Annotated in this window: 17 protein-coding genes; 9 read left to right on the forward strand and 8 right to left on the reverse strand. The window is 70.2% G+C overall.

Going from position 1 to position 18,814, the window contains the following annotated elements; genetic code table 11:
* Nucleotides 1–21: 21 nt before the first annotated feature.
* Nucleotides 22–804 carry an SDR family oxidoreductase gene (locus tag AC3WRN_RS02375; protein ID WP_068092997.1) on the reverse strand — a complete coding sequence of 261 codons (783 nt, stop codon included), beginning with the start codon at nucleotides 802–804 and terminating at the stop codon, nucleotides 22–24.
* Between the two features lie 102 nt (nucleotides 805–906).
* Between AC3WRN_RS02375 and AC3WRN_RS02380 the strand changes: the two genes are divergently transcribed.
* Entirely contained in the window at nucleotides 907–1,116 is a 210-nt protein-coding gene (locus AC3WRN_RS02380; protein ID WP_492621721.1) for a hypothetical protein, read from the forward strand.
* Nucleotides 1,117–1,219: 103 nt separating this feature from the next.
* Here the strand turns inward: AC3WRN_RS02380 and sppA are convergent, their stop codons facing one another.
* Both sppA and AC3WRN_RS02390 read right to left on the reverse strand, forming a co-directional pair.
* Complete coding sequence (sppA, locus tag AC3WRN_RS02385) at nucleotides 1,220–3,100, reverse strand: signal peptide peptidase SppA (protein WP_492621722.1); 1,881 nt, start codon at nucleotides 3,098–3,100, stop codon at nucleotides 1,220–1,222.
* A 36-nt stretch (nucleotides 3,101–3,136) separates the two neighbouring features.
* A complete protein-coding gene (locus AC3WRN_RS02390) occupies nucleotides 3,137–4,522 on the reverse strand; it encodes an MATE family efflux transporter (RefSeq protein WP_492621723.1) in 1,386 nt (461 codons plus the stop codon).
* Nucleotides 4,523–4,628: 106 nt separating this feature from the next.
* Between AC3WRN_RS02390 and AC3WRN_RS02395 the strand changes: the two genes are divergently transcribed.
* Nucleotides 4,629–5,825, forward strand: coding sequence for a DUF3667 domain-containing protein (locus AC3WRN_RS02395; protein ID WP_492621724.1), 1,197 nt, complete (start codon nucleotides 4,629–4,631; stop codon nucleotides 5,823–5,825).
* A gap of 400 nt (nucleotides 5,826–6,225) precedes the next feature.
* Complete coding sequence (locus tag AC3WRN_RS02400; protein ID WP_492621725.1) at nucleotides 6,226–8,400, forward strand: primosomal protein N'; 2,175 nt, start codon at nucleotides 6,226–6,228, stop codon at nucleotides 8,398–8,400.
* A 21-nt stretch (nucleotides 8,401–8,421) separates the two neighbouring features.
* Here the strand turns inward: AC3WRN_RS02400 and tatC are convergent, their stop codons facing one another.
* The 4 genes from tatC to AC3WRN_RS02420 form a co-directional block, all read right to left on the reverse strand.
* On the reverse strand, nucleotides 8,422–9,180 hold the full coding sequence (tatC, locus tag AC3WRN_RS02405) for a twin-arginine translocase subunit TatC (protein ID WP_492621726.1): 759 nt from the start codon (nucleotides 9,178–9,180) through the stop codon (nucleotides 8,422–8,424).
* Nucleotides 9,167–9,619, reverse strand: a complete 453-nt coding sequence (tatB, locus tag AC3WRN_RS02410) for a Sec-independent protein translocase protein TatB (protein WP_492621727.1) — start codon at nucleotides 9,617–9,619, stop codon at nucleotides 9,167–9,169. Before tatB ends, tatC begins: the two co-directional genes overlap by 14 nt.
* 27 nt (nucleotides 9,620–9,646) lie before the next feature.
* Nucleotides 9,647–9,889: a twin-arginine translocase TatA/TatE family subunit gene (gene tatA / locus AC3WRN_RS02415; protein ID WP_492621728.1), complete on the reverse strand. Its 243-nt coding sequence runs from the start codon at nucleotides 9,887–9,889 to the stop codon at nucleotides 9,647–9,649.
* A 61-nt stretch (nucleotides 9,890–9,950) separates the two neighbouring features.
* The gene (locus AC3WRN_RS02420) at nucleotides 9,951–10,640 is read right to left on the reverse strand and encodes a lipid-binding SYLF domain-containing protein (RefSeq protein WP_068092964.1); all 690 of its coding nucleotides are present in this window, start codon (nucleotides 10,638–10,640) and stop codon (nucleotides 9,951–9,953) included.
* 98 nt (nucleotides 10,641–10,738) lie between these two features.
* On the opposite strand from AC3WRN_RS02420, the gene hemH reads away from it, so the two are divergent.
* Together hemH and AC3WRN_RS02430 are read left to right on the forward strand one after the other, a co-directional pair.
* Complete coding sequence (gene hemH, locus AC3WRN_RS02425; protein ID WP_492621729.1) at nucleotides 10,739–11,794, forward strand: ferrochelatase; 1,056 nt, start codon at nucleotides 10,739–10,741, stop codon at nucleotides 11,792–11,794.
* Nucleotides 11,791–12,645 (forward strand): alpha/beta fold hydrolase, encoded by an 855-nt coding sequence (locus AC3WRN_RS02430; RefSeq protein WP_492621730.1) that lies wholly within the window; start codon nucleotides 11,791–11,793, stop codon nucleotides 12,643–12,645. Before hemH ends, AC3WRN_RS02430 begins: the two co-directional genes overlap by 4 nt.
* A gap of 187 nt (nucleotides 12,646–12,832) precedes the next feature.
* Here the strand turns inward: AC3WRN_RS02430 and AC3WRN_RS02435 are convergent, their stop codons facing one another.
* Nucleotides 12,833–14,560 (reverse strand): DUF8614 domain-containing protein, encoded by a 1,728-nt coding sequence (locus AC3WRN_RS02435; protein ID WP_492621731.1) that lies wholly within the window; start codon nucleotides 14,558–14,560, stop codon nucleotides 12,833–12,835.
* Nucleotides 14,561–14,712: 152 nt separating this feature from the next.
* On the opposite strand from AC3WRN_RS02435, the gene AC3WRN_RS02440 reads away from it, so the two are divergent.
* The 4 genes from AC3WRN_RS02440 (at nucleotide 14,713) to AC3WRN_RS02455 (ending at nucleotide 18,759) form a co-directional block, all read left to right on the forward strand.
* Nucleotides 14,713–16,065, forward strand: coding sequence for a TCR/Tet family MFS transporter (locus AC3WRN_RS02440; RefSeq protein WP_492621758.1), 1,353 nt, complete (start codon nucleotides 14,713–14,715; stop codon nucleotides 16,063–16,065).
* The gene (locus AC3WRN_RS02445) at nucleotides 16,062–16,568 is read left to right on the forward strand and encodes a DUF1993 domain-containing protein (RefSeq protein ID WP_068092952.1); all 507 of its coding nucleotides are present in this window, start codon (nucleotides 16,062–16,064) and stop codon (nucleotides 16,566–16,568) included. The genes AC3WRN_RS02440 and AC3WRN_RS02445 overlap by 4 nt, the downstream gene beginning before the upstream one ends.
* 151 nt (nucleotides 16,569–16,719) lie before the next feature.
* Nucleotides 16,720–16,941 (forward strand): hypothetical protein, encoded by a 222-nt coding sequence (locus tag AC3WRN_RS02450; protein ID WP_068092949.1) that lies wholly within the window; start codon nucleotides 16,720–16,722, stop codon nucleotides 16,939–16,941.
* Nucleotides 16,942–17,094: 153 nt separating this feature from the next.
* Nucleotides 17,095–18,759, forward strand: a complete 1,665-nt coding sequence (locus AC3WRN_RS02455) for an NAD(P)/FAD-dependent oxidoreductase (protein ID WP_492621732.1) — start codon at nucleotides 17,095–17,097, stop codon at nucleotides 18,757–18,759.
* Nucleotides 18,760–18,814 lie beyond the last annotated feature (55 nt).

The following is an 18,814-nucleotide window of genomic DNA, read 5'->3' on the forward strand; positions in this document are numbered from 1 at the left end:
TGGCGGCGGACGGCCGGGTGTTCAGAACCCGTAATTGAGGAACCCGCCATCCACCGCCAGCACCTGGCCGGTGATGTAGCTGGCCGCCGGCAGGCACAGGAAGGCGATCGCCGCGGCCACTTCCTCCGGCTCGCCGATCCGCTTCAGCGGCGTGCGGTCGAGCACCTCGTCCAGGTAGTCGGCATCGGCCAGCGCGGGATCGGTGCGCTGGGTGCGGATGTACCACGGCGCCACCGCGTTGACGCGGATGCCGTCCACCGCCCACTCGGCGGCCAGGTTGCGGGTGAGCTGGTGCAGCGCCGCCTTGCTCATGCCGTAGGGCGCGCCGGTGCGCACGTGGGTGACGCCCGACACCGACCCCACGTTCACGATCGCCGCATTCGCGTGCTGCACCAGCTGCGGATGCGCCAGCCGGCACATCTCGAACGCGGAGAACAGGTTCTGCTCGAAGATCGCGCGGTAGTCGTCCTCGCGATAGTCCAGCGCGGCGGCCGGCTGGTTGCCGCCGGCGTTGTTGACCAGCAGCGAAACCGGCGCGCCGAGATCGGCGATCCAGTCGAACACGGCCAGGCGCTCCTCCGCGTCGACCAGGTCGGCGCCGAACGCCAGCACCTCGACGTCGGCGAACTCGTCGGCCAGCTCCACCCGCACCTGCTCGAGGTAATCCTCGTCGCGCGCCACCAGCAGCAGGTCGGCGCCGCGCCCGGCCAGCTCGCGCGCGGTGGCGTGGCCGATGCCCTTGCTGGCCCCGGTGATCAGGGCGGTGTGGCCATGCAGATGCCAGGCGTCGAGGCGGTTGTCCATGCGCGCAGCTTAAAGCGTCGATCACGCCGCGCCTAGGCGGCGCCTTGCCTGCGGCAGGGCATGGCGGGACACTCGGCCGGTCGATCCCGCGCGAGAACCGTCATGAAACCGCTGCCGCTCCTGCTCTGCGTCCTTGCCCTCGGCGCCTGCTCCGGCAAGCCGCCGGAACCCCAGGCCAAGCCGGCCGCGACCGACACCGCCACGCCGTTCGACGCGCTGAAGGCGGACGAGCAGCGCGCGAAGGACGTGCAGAAGGCCGTCGACAAGCAGGCCGAGGAGCAGCGCAAGCAGATCGAGGCGCAGGAACAGTAGCGATTCAACACTCGCGTAGGAGCCCGCTGGCGGGCGATGCTTCTGCTCTGAATATCCAGAAAAGAGCATCGCCCGCCAGCGGGCTCCTACGAGGCGGCAGCGCTCAGCGTGGGCTGCACAGGCAATCCGCGTAGATGTTCGGCGTGCCGGCCTTCGCGCTGCGCAGCAGTTCGAGTTCCGGCGCCAGCGCCGGCAATTGGGCGAACCAGGGCGGCAGGCGCACGCCCCACGACTGCAGCAGGCGCACGCCGGCGCCCTGGTTGAGCCCGATCAGGAAACGCTCGAAGCCACCTAGCGGCGCCTCCACGTAGCGCACCGGGTAACCCTTGCCCAGCCTGGCCAGGCCGGCCGCGTCGGCGACGGCCGCGTCCAGCCCGCCGAGCCGGTCGACCAGGCCGCGCTCGATCGCCTGCTTGCCGGTCCACACCCGGCCCTGCGCGATCGCGTCGATCGCCTCGTAACTCTTGCCGCGCGCCTTCGCCACGTTGCCGACGAAGTCGCGGTAGCCCTTGTCGATGATCGCCTGGATCACCGCGCCGACCTTCGGGTCGAGCGGGCGGCTGATGTCGAATGCGCCGGCCATCGGCCCGGTGCCGACGCCGTCGCTGCGGACGCCCAGCTTGGCCAGCGTGTTCGGCACCGTGTAGTACATGCCGAAGATGCCGATCGAGCCGGTGATGGTGTTCGGCTCGGCATAGATGCGGTTCGCGTTCATCGCGATCCAGTAGCCGCCGCTGGCCGCCACATTGCCCATCGACACCACCACCGGGATGCCCGCGCTGCGGGTCAGCTCGATCTCGCGGCGGATCTGCTCGGCCGCGTACACCTCGCCGCCGGGCGAGTTGACCCGCAGCACCAGCGCCCGCGTCTTGCGGTCCTCGCGCGCGCCGCGGATCAGTGCCGCGGTGGAGTCGCCGCCGATCGAGCCGGCCGCGCGCTTGCCGCCGGCGATCTCGCCCTCGGCCACCACGATCGCCACGCCGGGCGCGAACGCACCGCCGTCGCGCGGCAGGCCGGCGGCGTAACGGCCCAGATCGACCTGGCGGAAGCTGTGCCCTTTCCTGTCGGCCGGCACGCCTTCCCTGCGCATCATCGCGATCAGTTCGCTGCGCGTGGCCAGCCCGTCCACCAGGTGCTGGTCCAGCGCCAGCTGCGCCAGGTTGCCGCGGGTGCCGGCGATATGCTGCGGCAGGTTGTCGACGTCGTCGCGCAGCGTCGCCGGATCCAGCCTGCGCATGGCCGCCACCTCGTCGAGGTAGCCGTCCCACAGGCCGCCCATCCAGTAGCTGTCGGCCTGTTTCGCCTCGGCCGAGGCGTGGTCGAGGATGTACGGCTCGGCCGCGCTCTTGAACTCGCCCACACGGAACAGGTGCACGTCGACGCCGAGCCTGTCCAGCAGGTCCTTGTAGAACAGCCGGTAGTTGGCCAGCCCGGTGATCATCACGCCGCCCTGCGGGTCGACCAGCAGGCGGTCGGCATGCGCGGCAAGGTAGTACTGGCCCTGGTCCAGGTTCACCGCCCAGGCCACCACCGGCTTGCCCGCAGCGCGGAAGCGGTCCAGCGCCGCTCCCACCTCGCGCAGCGCGGCGAAGCCGCCGCCCTGCAGCTCGTCCGGCAGCAGCAGGATGCGGCTGATCCGCTTGTCCTTCGCCGCCGCGTCGATCGCGCCGACCAGGTCGCGCAGCTGCACCTGCTTCGGGTCCTCGCCGGACAGCCCGGACAGCGCGCGCTGCAGCGGCTCGATGCTGTACTGCTCGACCAGCTGGCCCTGCGGCCGGATCACCAGCACGCTGTCGTCCTGCACCGCGCGCTCCATGCGGCTGCCGAACACGCCCGCGGTCAGCAGCAACAGCAGCACGGCCAGCACGCCGAAGAACACCAGGTTGAGGATCACCAGCCGCAGCAGGTTGATGCCGCGGCCAAGCGAGCGCAGGAAGGCCCGGAAACCGTTGCGGCGAGGCGGTAGCGGTGGCGGAAGCGTCATGGAGGTATCCGGAATCGTCGGGCCAAGCGTAGCCGGTCAGGCCAGCGCGGTCACCGGTGCATGGCGGCGCCAGCGCTGCCTCCACGCGCTGCGCCAGAAGCGGGTGAACAGCATCGCGGCCGCCACCGACAGCCCGGCGATCAGGCCGATCCACATCCCGCGCGCGCCCATGCCATGGTGGAACGCCAGCCACCAGCCCACCGGCATGCCGACCATCCAGTACGCGAACAGGGTGATCGCCATCGGCACGCGGGTGTCCTTGAGGCCGCGCAGCGCGCCGTTGGCGGCGACCTGGATGCCGTCGGAGAACTGGAACAGCCCGGCCAGCATGATCAGCTGCGCGGCCAGCGCGATCACCTTCGGCTCGTGCGTGTACAGCGAGGCGATGAAGTGCGGCAGGCCCAGCATCAGGCCGGCCGAGAACAGCTGGGTGACCAGGGTCAGGCCGATCCCGCAGAAACCGGCGTAGCGCACGCCGCGCTCGTCGCCGCGGCCCACCGCGTTGCCCACGCGCACGGTGATCGCCATCGCCAGGCCGAGCGGGATCATGAAGAACAGCGAGGCGATGTTGATCGCCACCTGGTGGCTGGCGATCACGTCCTCGCCCAGCGTGGCGATGATCAGCGCGGTGGCCACGAACAGCCCGGCCTCGGCCAGCAGGGTCACCGCCATCGGCAGGCCGATATGCACCAGCTGGCCGATCCGGCCCAGGTCCGGCCACTGGAAACGATCGAACAGGCCCAGACCGCGATAGTTGCGCCGCAAGACCACGTAGACGCCGAACGCCAGCAGCTCCAGCCACAGCACGATCGCGGTGGCCACGCCGCAGCCGTGCGCGCCCTGCGGCGGGATGCCCAGCTTGCCGAACATCAGCACGTAGCCCAGCGGCACCAGCAGCACCAGGCCGCCCAGGCTGAAGTACATCGACGGCCGGGTCAGCGACAGCCCTTCGGACAGGCCGCGCAGCGCGAAGTAGCAGGTCAGCGCCGGGGCGCCCCAGCTGATCGCCAGCAGGAAGCGCTGCACGTCGTGGCGCAGGCTCGCCGTCACCCCGATCAGCTCGATCAGCGGCCCCGCGTGGCGCACCGCGAACCACAGCAGCGCGCCCATGCCCAGCGCCAGCCACAACGCCTGGTGGAACACCGCGCCGACCTCGCCGCGGCGCCCGGCGCCGTCGAGCTGGGCCACCGACGGCGGCACCGCCATCATCATGCCGATGCCGCAGACGATCGCCAGCGACCAGATGCTGGCGCCCACCGCCACCGCGCCCAGCACGTGCGCGCTCACGTGCCCGGCCAGCACCGCGTCGATCACGTTGCTGCCGACCGCGGCCAGCTGGGCGGCGATCAGCGGCAGGGCGAGGCGCACGGTGGCGCGCACCTCGTGCAGCAGATGGGCGCGCTCGGGATGGAAGGGTTTCATCGGCACAGCAGACTCCAGGGCCGGTCATTCTACCTGAGCCATAGGTCACGCCCGGCCGGCCACCGCGCTGTGCGAAGATCTTCCGCTGTCGCGAACGGGAACCTCGATGAAGCAGCTGATCAGCTACGAAGGCTTGCGTTGCGCCAACTGCGGCGCCGCGATGCAGGGCGAGTTCTGCCACGAGTGCGGGCAGTCGATCCACAGCGTGCTGAAGCCGATGCACCACATGGTCGAGGAAACCGTCGAGACGGTGCTGCACATCGACGGCCGCATCGTGCACACGCTGCCGCCGCTGCTGCTGAAACCGGGCTTCCTCACCCTGGAATACTTCGCCGGCCGGCGGGTGCGCTACATCGCGCCGTTCCGGCTGATGTTCGTGCTGTGCCTGCTGTCGTTCTTCGTGTTCCACCTGGCGATCGACCAGGTCGCCGGCAAGATGCCTGCGAACGGCCGCCCCCTGCTGAGCGTGGACAGCCGGGCGATCGAGACCGCCGCCAGCCCGGCCGGGGTGCGCGAGGCATTGCAGAAGGAACTGGATGGCCTGCAGAGCGCCCGGGCGACCGGCATGCTGCCGCCGAACCTGCTGGAACAGGCCGATGTCGCCGAACGCGACCTGCGCCGGAAGGCCGACCGCCGGCTGGCCGAACTCGGTGCGGCGCCGGTCCCGGCCGCCGCCGTGGCGGCGAAGCCGCCGGAAGCCGCGAAAACCGCCGCCGCTCCACCTGGCGATGTCACGCGCCGGGCGATCCGGCGGGAATCGTCGCCGGTCCGCATCGGCTGGCTTCCCGACGCCGCCAACGCGCGCCTGACCGAGCTGGGCCACCACCTCCAGGACAACTTGCAAACCTTCAGGCATGGCGATGCCGCGGCCAGTGCCGAGGCGAAGCAGCGGATGATCAACGGCGTCTTCGGCACGCTGCCGCCGACCATGTTCGTGCTGATCCCGGTATTCGCGGCCCTGCTCAAGCTGTTCTACGTGTTCCGCCGGCGGCTGTACATGGAACACCTGATCGTGGCCCTGCACAGCCATGCGTTCATGTTCCTCAGCCTGCTGCTGGTCACCCTCGCCGGCATGCTCTCGACTTGGCTGCAGCCGCATGCGGCCTGGGCCGGTAACGTGCTGGGCTGGCTGCAGGCCGCGCTGATCCTGTGGATTCCGGTCTACCTGCTGCTCACGCAGAAACGGGTCTACCGCCAGGGCTGGCCGATGACCCTGCTGAAATTCTGGTGCATCGGCTGGTGCTATTTCTGGCTGCTGGCATTCGCGCTGATGGTGGCCTTGCTGCTCGGCGCGGCCCACTGAGGCCACTTCCGGGCCGACGGCCCGGGCGGGTTTTGCACAGCGTCACGGGCCTGTCAAGGCAGCCGGGGGTGATTTGTCAATTGTGTGAACCGCAGCCGGCCATAATTTGCAAGTCATTGATAATAATTTGCTTTTTTACCTGACCAAAACCTCGTCAGACTGTCGAAAAAGGCGCTGCGGCGCGCTTTGAGGCTCCCCCTCCCCGCTGCATCCACAGACTTATCCACAGCTACTGTGGATAAGCGCAAAAACTTCCCGGGGATAGCCACTTAGCCCCAATTCCTCGATAACCGGGCAGCAAGTTCGCGCAACTCCAGCAGGCACGCCACGCTGGCCGTCACCACCCTCGCCACGGGCCCGGCGACGGCCGCAGCTACACTGTGCCGCCACGAGGTAGTCCATGCCCGCCGTCCTTCGCGTCGCCCTGCCGGTTCCCCTGCCCAGCCTGTTCGATTACCTGCCGCCCGCGGCGGGCGAGGCCCGCGTGGGCAGCCGGCTGCAGGTGCCGTTCGGGCGGCACCGACTGGTCGGCGTGGTGGTGGCGATCGAGGCCGAGGCGGCGGTCGGCGGCGGCCGCCTGAAGCAGGCGCTGCGGCTGCTCGACGACGACGCGCTGCTCGACGCCGAACTCATGCAGACGCTGGCCTGGGCCGCCGACTACTGGCTCGGCGCACCGGGCGAGGCCTACGCCAATGCCTTGCCGCTGGCCCTGCGCGAGGCGAAGCCGCTGCCGCCGATCGGCGACGAATACTGGTCGCTCACCGGCGCCGGCCGCAGCGCCCACGATGCCGGCAGCCGCCGCGGCGGCAGCCGGGCGCTGCTGGCCCTGCTCGGCGGCGGCGCGCTGAGCGCACAGGAGCTGGGCGAACGCCAGAGCGGCTGGCGCGAGGCGGCGCGCCGGCTGGCCGCGGCCGGCCTGCTCGAACGCAGCGAACGGCCGCCGCCCGATCGCCCGGCGCCGCCATCGCTGGCACCGCAACTCAGCGACGAACAGCAACAGGCGGTCGTCGCCGTAAGCGCCAGCCTCGGCCGCTACCAGCCGTTCCTGCTCGACGGCGTCACCGGCAGCGGCAAGACCGAGGTCTACCTGGCGCTGATCGAGCAGGTGCTGGCGCAGGGCAAGCAGGCGCTGCTGCTGGTGCCGGAGATCGGCCTGGCGCCACAGACCGAGCGGCGCCTGCGCGAGCGGCTCGGGGTGAACGTCGAGGTGCTGCACTCGAACCTTTCCGAAGGCGACCGCGCGCGCGCCTGGCTGCGCGCCCGCGCCGGCGGCGCGCGGGTGATCCTGGGCACCCGCTCGGCGGTGTTCACGCCGCTGCCGCAGGCCGGGCTGATCATCGTGGACGAGGAGCACGACGGCGCCTACAAGCAGCAGGAAGGCTTCCGCTACCACGCCCGCGACCTCGCCCTGGTGCGCGCCCGCGCGCTGGGCGTGCCGGTGCTGCTGGGCTCGGGCACGCCCTCGCTGGAATCGCTGGCCAACGTCGACGCCGGCCGCTACCGCAGCCTGCACCTGCGCGCCCGGCCCGGCGCGGTGCGGCCGCCGCAGGTGCAGATCATCGACATGCGCGCGCAGCGGCTGGAGCACGGCATGTCGCCGGCGCTGCTGGCGGCGGTGGCGGAGACGGTGGCGCGCGGCGAGCAGGCCCTGGTATTCCGCAACCGCCGCGGCTACGCGCCGGTGCTGCTGTGCCACGCCTGCGGCTGGCACGCCGGCTGCCCGCGCTGCGAACGTCCACTGACCCTGCATGCCGCCCGGCGCCAGCTGATCTGCCATCACTGCGATTATCGCCAGCGCGTGCCGGCCGCCTGCCCCGCGTGCGGCGCAGGCGATCTCAAGCCACAGGGCCAGGGCACCGAACGGCTGGAGGAGGCGCTGGTCGCGCAGTTCCCGCAGGTGCCGGTGCTGCGGGTGGACCGCGAGACCACCCGCCGCCGCGACGCGTTCGAGGAGCTGCTGGCCACGCTCGAGGACGACCGGCCGGCGATCCTGGTCGGCACCCAGATGCTGGCCAAGGGCCACGACCTGCCCAACCTCACCCTGGTCGCGATCGTGGGCGTGGACGAGGGCCTGCACAGCATCGACTTCCGCGCCGGCGAACGGCTTGCGCAGCTGGTGGTGCAGGTAGCCGGCCGCGCCGGCCGCGCGCGCAAGCCTGGCCGCGTGCTGCTGCAGACGCACCAGCCGGAACATCCGCTGCTGCGCAGCCTGCTGGCCCAGGGTTACGCCGCCGCTGCGCGCGAGCTGCTGGCCGAACGCCGGCTGATCCAGCTGCCGCCGTACAGCCACCAGGTGCTGCTGCGCGCCGAGGCGCCGCAGCGCGAGCAGGTCGAGGCGTTCCTCGCCGCGGCGCATGCCGCGCTGCCGATCAACGATCAGTTGCAGGTCGCCGGGCCGATGCCCGCGCCGATGCCGCTGCGCGCGGGCCGCCATCGCGGCCAGCTGCTGCTGGAGGCCGCCAGCCGGCAGCTGCTGCACGCGATGCTGCGACCGTGGCAACTGGCGCTGACCGCACTGCCCCCGGCACGCAAGGTGCGCTGGTCGCTGGACGTCGACCCGATCGACCTGTATTGAACGCCCCGCGTCGAACCGGGCTCAGCCCGCGCCGGGCTTCAGCGAGCCCGGCTTCACCAGCCAGCGCACCGCCAGCATGCCCAGCTCGTAGAGCAGGCACATCGGCACCGCCAGCATGATCATCGAGGTGATGTCCGGCGGGGTGATGAAGGCGGCGATCGCAAACGCGCCCACGATGGCATAGCGCCGGCTGCTGCGCAGCTTGTCCAGGTCGACGACGCCCACCGCGGCGAGGATCACCACCGCCACTGGCACCTCGAAGCACAGGCCGAAGGCGAAGAACATCAGCATCACGAAGTCGAGGTAGTGGGTGATGTCGGTCATCATCTCCACCCCCTGCGGCGTGATCGCGGTGAGGAAGCGGAACGCCGCCGGCAGCACCAGGAAATAGGCGAACGCGCAGCCCAGGTAGAACAGCACCAGTGCCGCGGCGAGCAGCGGCCGGGCCAGGCGCTTCTCGTGCTTGTACAGGCCCGGGCTGACGAAGGCCCACAGCTGGTACAGGATCATCGGCATGCTGATGAACAGCGCCGCGTAGAACGCCAGCTTCAGCGGCGTGACGAACGGGCTGGCCACCTCGGTGGCGATCAGGTGCGCGCCCTCGGGCAGCCGCGCCACCAGCGGCGCGGCCAGTTCCGCGTACAGGCGGTTGGCGAACGGCACCAGCACCAGCAGCACCACCAGCACGGTGGCACTGGCCTTGAGCAGCCGCGAACGCAGTTCCAGCAGGTGCGAGAACAGCCCCTGCTGCAGGTCGACCTCGGGCTCAGGCGTGGCCATGCGGCAGCTCCCTGGCGGCCGTCGCAGCGGTGCCCGCGAACAGGTCGCCGGTGGCAGGGTCCGGTGCGCCTTCCGGCAGGTTTTCCGCCGTGGCTTCCGCTCCGAGGGCAGAGCCGGCTGCCGCCGCGTTCGCCGCGCCGGTCACGGCTTCATGGTCAGGCGCCACGACGACGTGCTGCACGTCGCGCACCTTCTGCACGGCGGCGTCCAGTTCCGCCTGCGCCGCTTCCGCCTTCGCGGCGGCCTCGCGCGCGGCGCGCTTGATTTCCTCGACCTGCAATTCGCGCTCCACCTCGGCGCGCACGTCGTCCCAGCCGCTGCGCATGCGCCGCAGCAGCGCGCCGGCCGTGCGCGCGGCGCCCGGCAGTTTCTCCGGGCCGAGCACGATCAGCGCGATCAGCGCGAGCAGCACCAGCTTGCCGAAGCTGATCTCGATCATCGCCGCGAACCCGCCCGTCGCCGCGGCTTACTTCGGGTCGCTGGAGTCGCGCTGGCCCTGCGTCGCCTTGTCGGCGGAGGCGGCCGGCGGCGGATCGGCGCGCAGGCGCTCGGCCTCTTCCTTGCGCTTGGCCTCGTCCTCGTCGCCGTTGAGGCCCTTCTTGAAATCCCGCATGGCGTTGCCGAGATCGGAGCCGATGTTGCGCAGCTTGCCGGTACCGAAGATCACCACCACCACGACCAGCAGGATTATCAGATGCCAGATGCTCATGTCTTACCTCGAAAACGGACCGGACCGGAAACCACCTCGCGCGGCGCGCCGGTCTTCCGTATCAGCGCGAAGTGTACTCCTCAAGCCGGTCGCGGAAATCCACCACCGGCGTCGGCACGTTGCTGACGCCGCCTTCGAAGATGCGCCGCGGCGTGATGCCGGCGCCGTAGATCGCGGCGTTCGCGTCGTAGTCGATGCGCAGCGCCGAGCCGTCCAGCGCCACGCCGGCGAACAGGCCGCGGCTGCGCGAGTACGAGTAGATCTCGGCCTTCATCTGCGCGTCGGTGGATGCCGTGGCGGTGCGCCCGACCGGGCCGGCCGCGGCGGACGCGTCGGCACCCAGGGTGAACTTGCCGTTGACGATCGAATCCACGCCGCGCTGGGTGCGGAACACCAGGATCACGTCGGTCGAGGACACGCCGACCTGGAAGCCCACGCTGCCGCCGGTCATGGTGATGAAGCTGGGGTTGGACCAGGTGCCGTCCGGACCCTTCACCGAGATCAGCCCCTCGCCGCGGCGGCCGCCGAAGATGAAGCCGGCCTTGATCATGTCAGGGATCACCGCGATCGCCCTGGCATTTTGCAGCAGGTCCTGCGGGATCGACTTGTCCGGCGCCTGCATGATGTCGTTGAGCACGCGCACGGCGTTGCTGGCGCGCACCAGCGGCGGATCCTCGGCGTGCACGGCCATGGCCGGCAGCAACAGGGCCAGTCCGGCCAGCAGCAGGCGTTGCAACGATGTCTTCAACATGGGGCAGCTCCACACTCGGGTTCGGGGGAAGGCGCGGCGCCACGCGGTACGCCGGGCTTGTGGCAGACTGCGCGGTTCCAGCGGCCACGACTGTCACGATGCCACGCAGCAACCACTATACCGGCGTTGCCGAGGATTCCGACGCGCCGGTCGTTCAGTCCGTTCAGGCTGGCGTGCTGCTGGTCAACCTGGGCACACCGACCGCGCCGACCGCCAGCGCGGTGCGGCCGTACCTGGCCGAATTCCTGGGCGACCCGCGGGTGATCGACTACCCGCGCTGGCTGTGGTGGCTGATCCTGCACGGGGTGATCCTGCGCGTGCGGCCACGGCGTTCGGCGCACGCCTACGCGCGGATCTGGGATGACCGCGGCTCGCCGCTGCGCTACGGCAGCGAGGCGCTGGCCGCCGGCCTGCAGGCCGAGCTGGACCGGCAACGGCCCGGCACGCTGCGGGTGGCGCTGGCGATGCGCTACGGTGAGCCGTCGGTGGCGCATGCCATCGGACGGCTGCAGCGCGAGGGCGTGCGCCGGCTGCTGGTGCTGCCGCTGTACCCGCAGTACTCGGCCACCTCCACCGGCTCGGTGATCGACGCGGTGGCCGACGCCTGCAAGCGGTTGCGCTGGCCGCCGGAGCTGCGCTTCGTCAACGACTACCACGACGACCCCGGCCACATCGAGGCGCTGGCCGCCGGCATCGAGCGCTGGTGGGCGGCGAACGGCCGCGGCGAGAAGCTGCTGCTGTCGTTCCACGGCATCCCCGAGCGCTACGTGCGGCTGGGCGATCCCTACGCGGAACAATGCCGACGCACCGCGCAGCTGCTGCGCGAACGGCTGCAACTGGGTGAAGACGGATTGATCGTCAGCTTCCAGTCGCGGGTGGGCCGCGAGCGCTGGCTGCAGCCGTACACCGACGCCACCGTGCGCCGGCTCGCCGCCGACGGCGTGCGCAAGCTCGACGTGGCCTGCCCCGGCTTCGCGGTGGACTGCCTGGAGACGCTGGAGGAGATCGCGATGCAGAACCGCGATTTCTTCGCCGCCGCCGGCGGCGAGGCGCTGCGCTACATCCCCGCCCTCAACGACAGCGCTGGGCAGGTGGCCAGCCTCGCCGCGCTGGTGCGCCGGCACCTGGGCGGCTGGCCGGAAGCCGCCGCGTGACGACTCCCGTCGAGCACCGCATCGCGCTGCCGCACCTGTCATTGGCCGCGCAGGCCTGGGGCGACGACACGCGCCCTCCGCTGCTGGCGCTGCACGGCTGGCTCGACAACGCCGGCAGCTTCGCGCATCTGGCGCCGCGGCTGGCCGCGCGCTGGCGGGTGATCGCGCTGGACCTGCCCGGCCACGGCCACTCCGGCCATTTCGCCGCCGGCGCCAGTTACCACTACGTCGATCATGTGCAGGCCGTGCTGGCCGCCGCCGACGCACTGCGGCTGGATCGCTACGCCCTGCTCGGCCATTCGCTGGGCGCGGGCATCGCCGCCCTGGTCGCCGCCGCGCGGCCCGAACGGATCGAACGCCTGCTGCTGATCGAAGGCCTCGGCCCGCTCGGCGACGACGGCTCGCACACCCTGCAGCGCTTTCGCGACGCACTGGCCCCTCGCGGCGACAACGGCAAGCCGTTGCGGGTGTTCCGCAACGTCGACCTGGCGATCAGCGCACGCAGCCTCGCCAGCGGCCTCCCTGCCGAACAGGCGCGACCGATCGTCGAACGCGGCTTGGTCGCAACCGACGGCGGCTGGCGCTGGCGCAGCGACCCGCGGCTGACCCGCCCCAGCCCGGTGCGGATGGCCGAAGCGCAGGTGCACGCGCTGCTGCGCGGCATCGCCGCGCCCACCGCCCTGCTGCTGGCGCGACCGACCACGCCCTACCTGCCCGGCGCACCGATGCAGGCGCGCGCCGATTGCGTGGCGGACATCGTCGTCAGCCACCTCGACGGCGGCCACCACCTGCACCTGGAACACCCGCAGGCCGTCGCCGACTGGATCGAGACCTCGTCGCTGCCACTGTAGGGCGGGCACTGCCCGCCGTTCTGCACCACACAAGGCAAAGGCTGGAACACCCGCAGGCCGTCGCCGACTGGATCGGCCGATCACGAAACCCGTAGGAGCGCACCCTGTGCGCGATGGCTCTTCGTCGCGTGCACGTGGCGGAAAGCATCGCGCACAGGGTACGCTCCTACGGAAATTACCCGCGACGTCAGGGTTGCTTCAGCCCCAGCACGTCGAGGCCCTGCTCGAAGCGGATGTCGACCGGGATGTGCGCCTGGTCGAGCCGCTTCAGGTCGCCGGCCAGTTCGGCGTCGACGGCACCCATCTGGTCGGTGAGCTGCTTCGCGGCCTCGTAGTCGCCGTCGCCCTGGATAGTCAGCAGCTTCGCCGACAGCGCGTTCATCGCCGCGGTCATCTTGTCGAAGTCGACGCGGTAGCGGCCGGTCTTTTCGTCGCGGCTGAACGCGCCCTGCTGCTTGAAGAAATTGAAGCGCACCATGTTCGCCTTGGCGTGCGCGTCGCTGGCGCCGAAGCGCACCGAGCGCAGGATGCCGGCGAGGAAGGTGACGTAGTTGTCCATCAGCTTCGACTTGTCCAGCTCGCCCTTGCCGGCCAGCTTGCTGACCATGTACAGGCCGAGGATGTCGGCCTTGCCCTCCTCGAAGCTGGAGGCCTGGTCCTTCAGCGCCTTGCGCACGGGGCCCTTGCCGTCCAGCCCGCTCTTGCCAAGCACGTTCTTGATGCCCAGCCCATGCGCCACCTCGTGGAACATGGTGTTCTGGAAGAACGCGTCGAAGCTGAGGTTCTTCTGCTGGTCGTCGGCGATCAGCGCCTTCGCGATCGGCAGCATGATCCGGTCGAACTTCGCCTGCATCACGTTCTCCAGCTGCAGCCGGCGCGCACCCTTCTTCAACTGCACCTGCTCGTCGTTGGGCAGGTTGATCGCGATGGTCTTGGCGCCGGCGTTGGCGTCGCCGCCGTAGTAGATCGCGAAGTAGGCGTTGAGGTCGGCGTCGGAGCCGGGCTTCTCCGCCTTGTACTTGTCGGCCACCGGCAGCTCGCGCTGCAGTTCGGGCAGGTACCTGGCGAAGCGGGCCAGCTTCGCGCTCCAGGCCTGGTCCTTGATCAGCACGTAGGATTCGTAGCTGGCCTTGTAGCCGTACAGCTGGTCCTCGTAGGTCTCGATCGGGCCGATTACGATGTCGACCGGGTTGTGCTTCATGTCCATCCAGGCAAAGTCGCTGGCCTGGTAGTCGTCGCTCAAGAGCGCGTCGGCGCGCAGCGTGAGGTACTTGCGGAAGCCGGGGTCGCGCGCCAGCTTCGCGGCCTGGCGCAGCAGGCCGGCGGTCTTCTCCAGCTCGGCCTTGTACGCCTCGTGGTAGGGCACGGTGATCAGCTGGCCCTGGGCGTCGCGGCGCAGCAGGGTGTACAGCGAGGTCTTGTCCTTCAGCGAGGACTTTTCGAACTCGGCCTTGCCCATGTCGGCCGGATAGAACTGCGCGCCCGGCGGACGCGCGCCGACGCCGTCGACGAACGGCTGGTCGTTGTCCAGCCGGTCCCACGGGCCGTAGTTGATCTCGGCGAATTCGCGCGTGGCCGGGTCGGCGATCTTCTGCAGCAGCGCGTTCTTGTCGCCCCATGCCTGCCGCCAGTAGATCGCGTTCATGCTGTCGGCCGCCTCGACCAGCAGCGCGATCATCTTCTTCTGCCTGGCGTCGAACTTCGACAGGTCGGCGCCGAGCTTCACCGTGGCGTAGCCGGCCAGGTGCCGCTGCACCGCGGTGCCGGTCCCGTCGCCGGTGGACGCCAGGGCGGGCGCGCTGGCGGTCGGCGCCGGCGCCAGCTCTTCCTTCGACACCGGAGCCGGCGTGTCCTGGCGGGAGGAGCAGGCGGCCAGCGCCAGCAGCAGGCATACGGGCAACAGGCGTCGGACCATGGCGATTCCTTGGCGGGGGATGGCCCATGGTATCGCGCCCTCCGCCATGCCGGCGTCCGCGCGTTGCGCGCCGCATCAGGCGCCTGACGAGCTGCACGTGCCGCATCGCCGGCGTTCGGCTATCGTGCGCCTCTCCCAGCCACGCCATGTCCATGGACCAGCCGTCGACTCCCGCCGAACCGCGCCACCGTGCCGCACTGGCCTTCATCTACGTCACGGTGCTGCTGGACATGCTGGCGTTCGGCATCATCATCCCGGTGTTGCCGCACCTGATCGAGCAGCTGGCCGGCGGCGGCATCGCGAAGGCGGCGTGGTGGGTGGGCATCTTCAGCACCGTGTTCGCGATCGTGCAGTTCGTGTTCTCGCCGGTGCAGGGCGCGCTGTCGGACCGCTACGGACGGCGCCCGGTGATCCTGATCTCCAACCTGGGCCTGGCGGTGGATTTCGTGGTGCTGGCGCTGGCGCCCACGCTGTGGCTGCTGTTCCTGGCACGCATCCTGCTCGGGATGACCGCCGCCAGCTTCAGCACCGCCAATGCCTATATCGCCGACATCACGCCGAAGGAAAAGCGCGCCGCCGCGTTCGGCATCCTCGGCAGCGCGTTCGGGCTGGGCTTCATCATCGGGCCCGGCCTGGGCGGGTTCCTCGGCGGCATCGCGCTGCGCCTGCCGTTCTGGGTAGCGGCGGGGCTGGCGCTGTGCAACTTCCTGTACGGCTGCTTCATCCTGCCCGAGTCGCTGCCGAAGGAGCGCCGCACCCACCGGCTCGAACTGCACAGCGCGCATCCGTTCGGCTCGCTGAAGCTGCTGCGCCGCTACCCGCAGGTACTCGGCCTGGCGGTGGTGCTGTTCCTGGTTTACCTGGCGCACTACGTGCTGCAGACGGTGTTCGTGCTGTACGCGGACTACCGCTACCACTGGGGCCCGCAGGCGGTCGGCTACGTGCTGATGCTGGTCGGCGCCTGCGACGGCGCGGTGCAGGCGCTGCTCACCGGCAGGCTGGCGCCGCGCTTCGGCGAACGTCGCGTGCTGCTGGCCGGCATGCTGTTCGGCGTGGGTGCGTTCCTGGTGATGGGTGTCGCCAATACCGGCTGGGTATTCCTGCTCGGCGTGCCGCTGCTGGCGCTGTGGGGGCTGGCGATGCCGCCGATCCAGTCGATCATGACCCAGCAGGTCGACCCTTCCGAACAGGGCCGGTTGCAGAGCGCGATCAGCAGCCTCGGCAGTTTCGCCGGCATCTTCGGGCCCTATCTGTTCGCCCAGGTCTTCGCGCTGTCGATCGCCCCGGCTTCGCCCGTGCACCTGCCCGGTGTAGCCTTCGTGCTTTCCGCCGCCCTGATGCTGGCCGGCATGCTGATCGCTGCCCGGGTGACGCGAAGCCTGCCGATTGCCGCCGGTCCGCGGCCGGCCGAGCCGGTTCCCGCCGTGTTCCCCGGTGACCTGCCCCCGCTCGCCACCGCCCATCCCTCCGCCCCCCCTCACCCACCACAGGAAGATCACCCATGACCATCTCGATGTACCAGGTCGCCGTTCCCGTCTTCGTCCGCGCACTGGGCAACCTCGCCCACGTGCTGAAGAAGGGTGAGCAGCACGCGAAGTCGAAGAACGTCAGCGACGAAGTGCTGCTGCAGACCCGGCTGATCCCCGACATGCTGCCGCTGATCAAGCAGATCCAGATCGCCTGCGACATGGCCACCCGCGGCACCGCCCGCCTGGCCGGCGTGGAGCCCAAGAGCTTCGAGGACAACGAGACCACGCTGGAGCAGGCCCACAGCCGCATCGAGCGCTCGATCGCGTACATCGAGAGCTTCAAGCCGGAGCAGATCGACGGCAGCGAGACCCGCGCGATCCACCTGAAGATGCGCAACGGCGAGATGAACTTCGAAGGCCAGGCCTACCTGCTGCATTTCACCCTGCCGAACCTGTTCTTCCACTGCACCACCGCCTACGACATCCTGCGCCAGGCCGGCACCGACATCGGCAAGACCGACTTCATCGGCAACACCTGAACAGGCGGCATGGCGGCGGCCCACGGAAGGGTCGCCGCAGCCAAATGCAAAAAATGTGATGTGCTCCGCATTTTGCCGCCGGCCGATGGCCCGACTCCTGCTTCAAAGGAAAGGACACCTCCATCGTCCCTCCCTTTTTCGAGCAAGCGTCATGGAACAGATCAAATGCATCATCGTCGGCGGCCCGCAGCACGGCCTGGTGCTCCGCCATCCGTGGGACCGGCGCCGCCCGGTCCCGTTGTGCGTGACCGCCGCCGACGGCGAGCCGTGCGTCGTCGCCGCCCGACGGCATGACCGAAGCATGCGTCCGCACTACCTGCTGCTGCACCCGCGCGCCACGGGCGAACAGATCCTGACCATGCTGGCGGCATGAACTGACCCGCCGGGTCACTTCGGGGCCGCGCCGCGCGCGCTGGCGGCCGCCCGGGGACCGGACACGAGGCCGCAGGCCCTGCTGCGCTTGTCGGGTGCGCGCCATCGCATCGACAATAGCCGATCGGGCCAACGCCCATCTTTCCGGGCCCCCATGCTGCGACTGACCGACCTCAAGCTGCCGCTCGATCACGGCGAGGCCGCGCTCACCGCCGCGATCCTCAAGCGGCTGGACATCGACGCCGCCGCGCTCACCGGCTACACCGTCGCCCGGCGCGGTTACGACGCCCGCAAGCGCGGCGCGATCATGTTGATCTACGCGCTGGACATCGACACCCCGCGCGAGGCCGAGCTGCTGCAGCGCCACGCCGACGACCCGCACGTGCAGCCCACGCCGGACACGAACTACCGCTTCGTGGCCCAGGCGCCGCCTCGACTGGAGCACCGCCCGCTGGTGATCGGCTTCGGCCCCTGCGGGCTGTTCGCCGGATTGGTCCTGGCGCAGATGGGCTTCCGTCCGATCATCCTCGACCGCGGCAAGGAAGTGCGCGAGCGCACGAAAGATACCTGGGACCTGTGGCGCAAGCGCCAGCTGCACCCGGAGTCGAACGTGCAATTCGGCGAGGGCGGCGCCGGCACGTTCTCCGACGGCAAGCTGCACAGCCAGATCCGCGACCCGCAGCACCACGGCCGCAAGGTGCTGACCGAATTCGTCAAGGCCGGCGCGCCGGAGGAAATCCTCTACGTCAGCAAACCGCACATCGGCACGTTCCGGCTGGTCTCGATGGTGGAGAACATGCGCGCCACGATCGAAGCGCTGGGCGGCGAGATCCGCTTCAGCCAGCGCGTCGACGACCTGCTGCTGGAACCGTGCGTGGATGGCCAGCGGCAGATCCGCGGCGTCACCCTGGCCAGCGGCGAGCAGATCCGTGCCGATCACGTGGTGCTCGCGCTCGGCCACAGCGCGCGCGACACCTTCGCGATGCTGCACGCGCGCGGCGTCTACCTGGAAGCCAAGCCGTTCTCGATCGGCTTCCGCATCGAGCATCCGCAGTCGGTGATCGACGGCGCGCGCTTCGGCCCGCAGGCCGGCCACCCGATCCTCGGCGCCGCCGACTACAAGCTGGTGCATCACGGCAAAGGGGGGCGCTCGGTGTACAGCTTCTGCATGTGTCCCGGCGGCACGGTGGTGGCCGCCACCAGCGAACCCGGCCGGGTGGTCACCAACGGCATGAGCCAGTATTCGCGCAACGAGCGCAACGCGAACGCGGCCGTGGTGGTCGGCATCGACCCATCCGATTTCGCGCCCTACGACTCCACATCTGATGAAAGCGGCGGCGGCCCGCTCGCCGGCATCGCCCTGCAGCGCGCACTCGAAAGCCACGCCTATGTGCTGGGCGGCGAAAACTACAGCGCCCCGGCGCAACTGGTCGGCGACTTCCTTGCCGGCCGCGCCTCGCGCGAATTCGGCGACGTGCAACCCTCGTACAAGCCCGGCGTCACCCTGGGCAGCCTCGACAGCGCGCTGCCCGGCTACGCGATCGCCGCGATCCGCGAGGCGTTGCCCGCGTTCGAACGGCAGCTTCGTGGTTACGCGATGCACGACGCCATCCTCACCGGCGTCGAGACGCGCACCTCCTCGCCGGTGCGGATCAGGCGCGACGACAGCCTGCAAAGCCTCAACACCCGCGGCCTCTACCCCGCCGGCGAAGGCGCCGGCTACGCCGGCGGCATCCTGTCCGCCGCGGTGGACGGCATCAAGGTGGCCGAGGCGGTGGCGCTGAGCATCGCCGGCAGCCAGGTTTCGTCCTGCGCTTGATTGCGCCCGCGGCGGCCGCATCTTGATCGGGTCCGCGGCACCCGCGCTGCCCGCC

This window comes from Rhodanobacter sp. FW101-FHT13A11, from assembly GCF_058790335.1.

Coding starts and splice junctions, on each gene's coding strand:
- AC3WRN_RS02375 (WP_068092997.1), bottom strand. CDS start 804: ATGGACAACCGCCTCGACGCCTGGCATCTGCATGGCCACACCGCCCTG.
- AC3WRN_RS02380 (WP_492621721.1), top strand. CDS start 907: ATGAAACCGCTGCCGCTCCTGCTCTGCGTCCTTGCCCTCGGCGCCTGC.
- sppA (WP_492621722.1), bottom strand. CDS start 3,100: ATGACGCTTCCGCCACCGCTACCGCCTCGCCGCAACGGTTTCCGGGCC.
- AC3WRN_RS02390 (WP_492621723.1), bottom strand. CDS start 4,522: ATGAAACCCTTCCATCCCGAGCGCGCCCATCTGCTGCACGAGGTGCGC.
- AC3WRN_RS02395 (WP_492621724.1), top strand. CDS start 4,629: ATGAAGCAGCTGATCAGCTACGAAGGCTTGCGTTGCGCCAACTGCGGC.
- AC3WRN_RS02400 (WP_492621725.1), top strand. CDS start 6,226: ATGCCCGCCGTCCTTCGCGTCGCCCTGCCGGTTCCCCTGCCCAGCCTG.
- tatC (WP_492621726.1), bottom strand. CDS start 9,180: ATGGCCACGCCTGAGCCCGAGGTCGACCTGCAGCAGGGGCTGTTCTCG.
- tatB (WP_492621727.1), bottom strand. CDS start 9,619: ATGATCGAGATCAGCTTCGGCAAGCTGGTGCTGCTCGCGCTGATCGCG.
- tatA (WP_492621728.1), bottom strand. CDS start 9,889: ATGAGCATCTGGCATCTGATAATCCTGCTGGTCGTGGTGGTGGTGATC.
- AC3WRN_RS02420 (WP_068092964.1), bottom strand. CDS start 10,640: ATGTTGAAGACATCGTTGCAACGCCTGCTGCTGGCCGGACTGGCCCTG.
- hemH (WP_492621729.1), top strand. CDS start 10,739: ATGCCACGCAGCAACCACTATACCGGCGTTGCCGAGGATTCCGACGCG.
- AC3WRN_RS02435 (WP_492621731.1), bottom strand. CDS start 14,560: ATGGTCCGACGCCTGTTGCCCGTATGCCTGCTGCTGGCGCTGGCCGCC.
- AC3WRN_RS02440 (WP_492621758.1), top strand. CDS start 14,713: ATGGACCAGCCGTCGACTCCCGCCGAACCGCGCCACCGTGCCGCACTG.
- AC3WRN_RS02445 (WP_068092952.1), top strand. CDS start 16,062: ATGACCATCTCGATGTACCAGGTCGCCGTTCCCGTCTTCGTCCGCGCA.
- AC3WRN_RS02450 (WP_068092949.1), top strand. CDS start 16,720: ATGGAACAGATCAAATGCATCATCGTCGGCGGCCCGCAGCACGGCCTG.
- AC3WRN_RS02455 (WP_492621732.1), top strand. CDS start 17,095: ATGCTGCGACTGACCGACCTCAAGCTGCCGCTCGATCACGGCGAGGCC.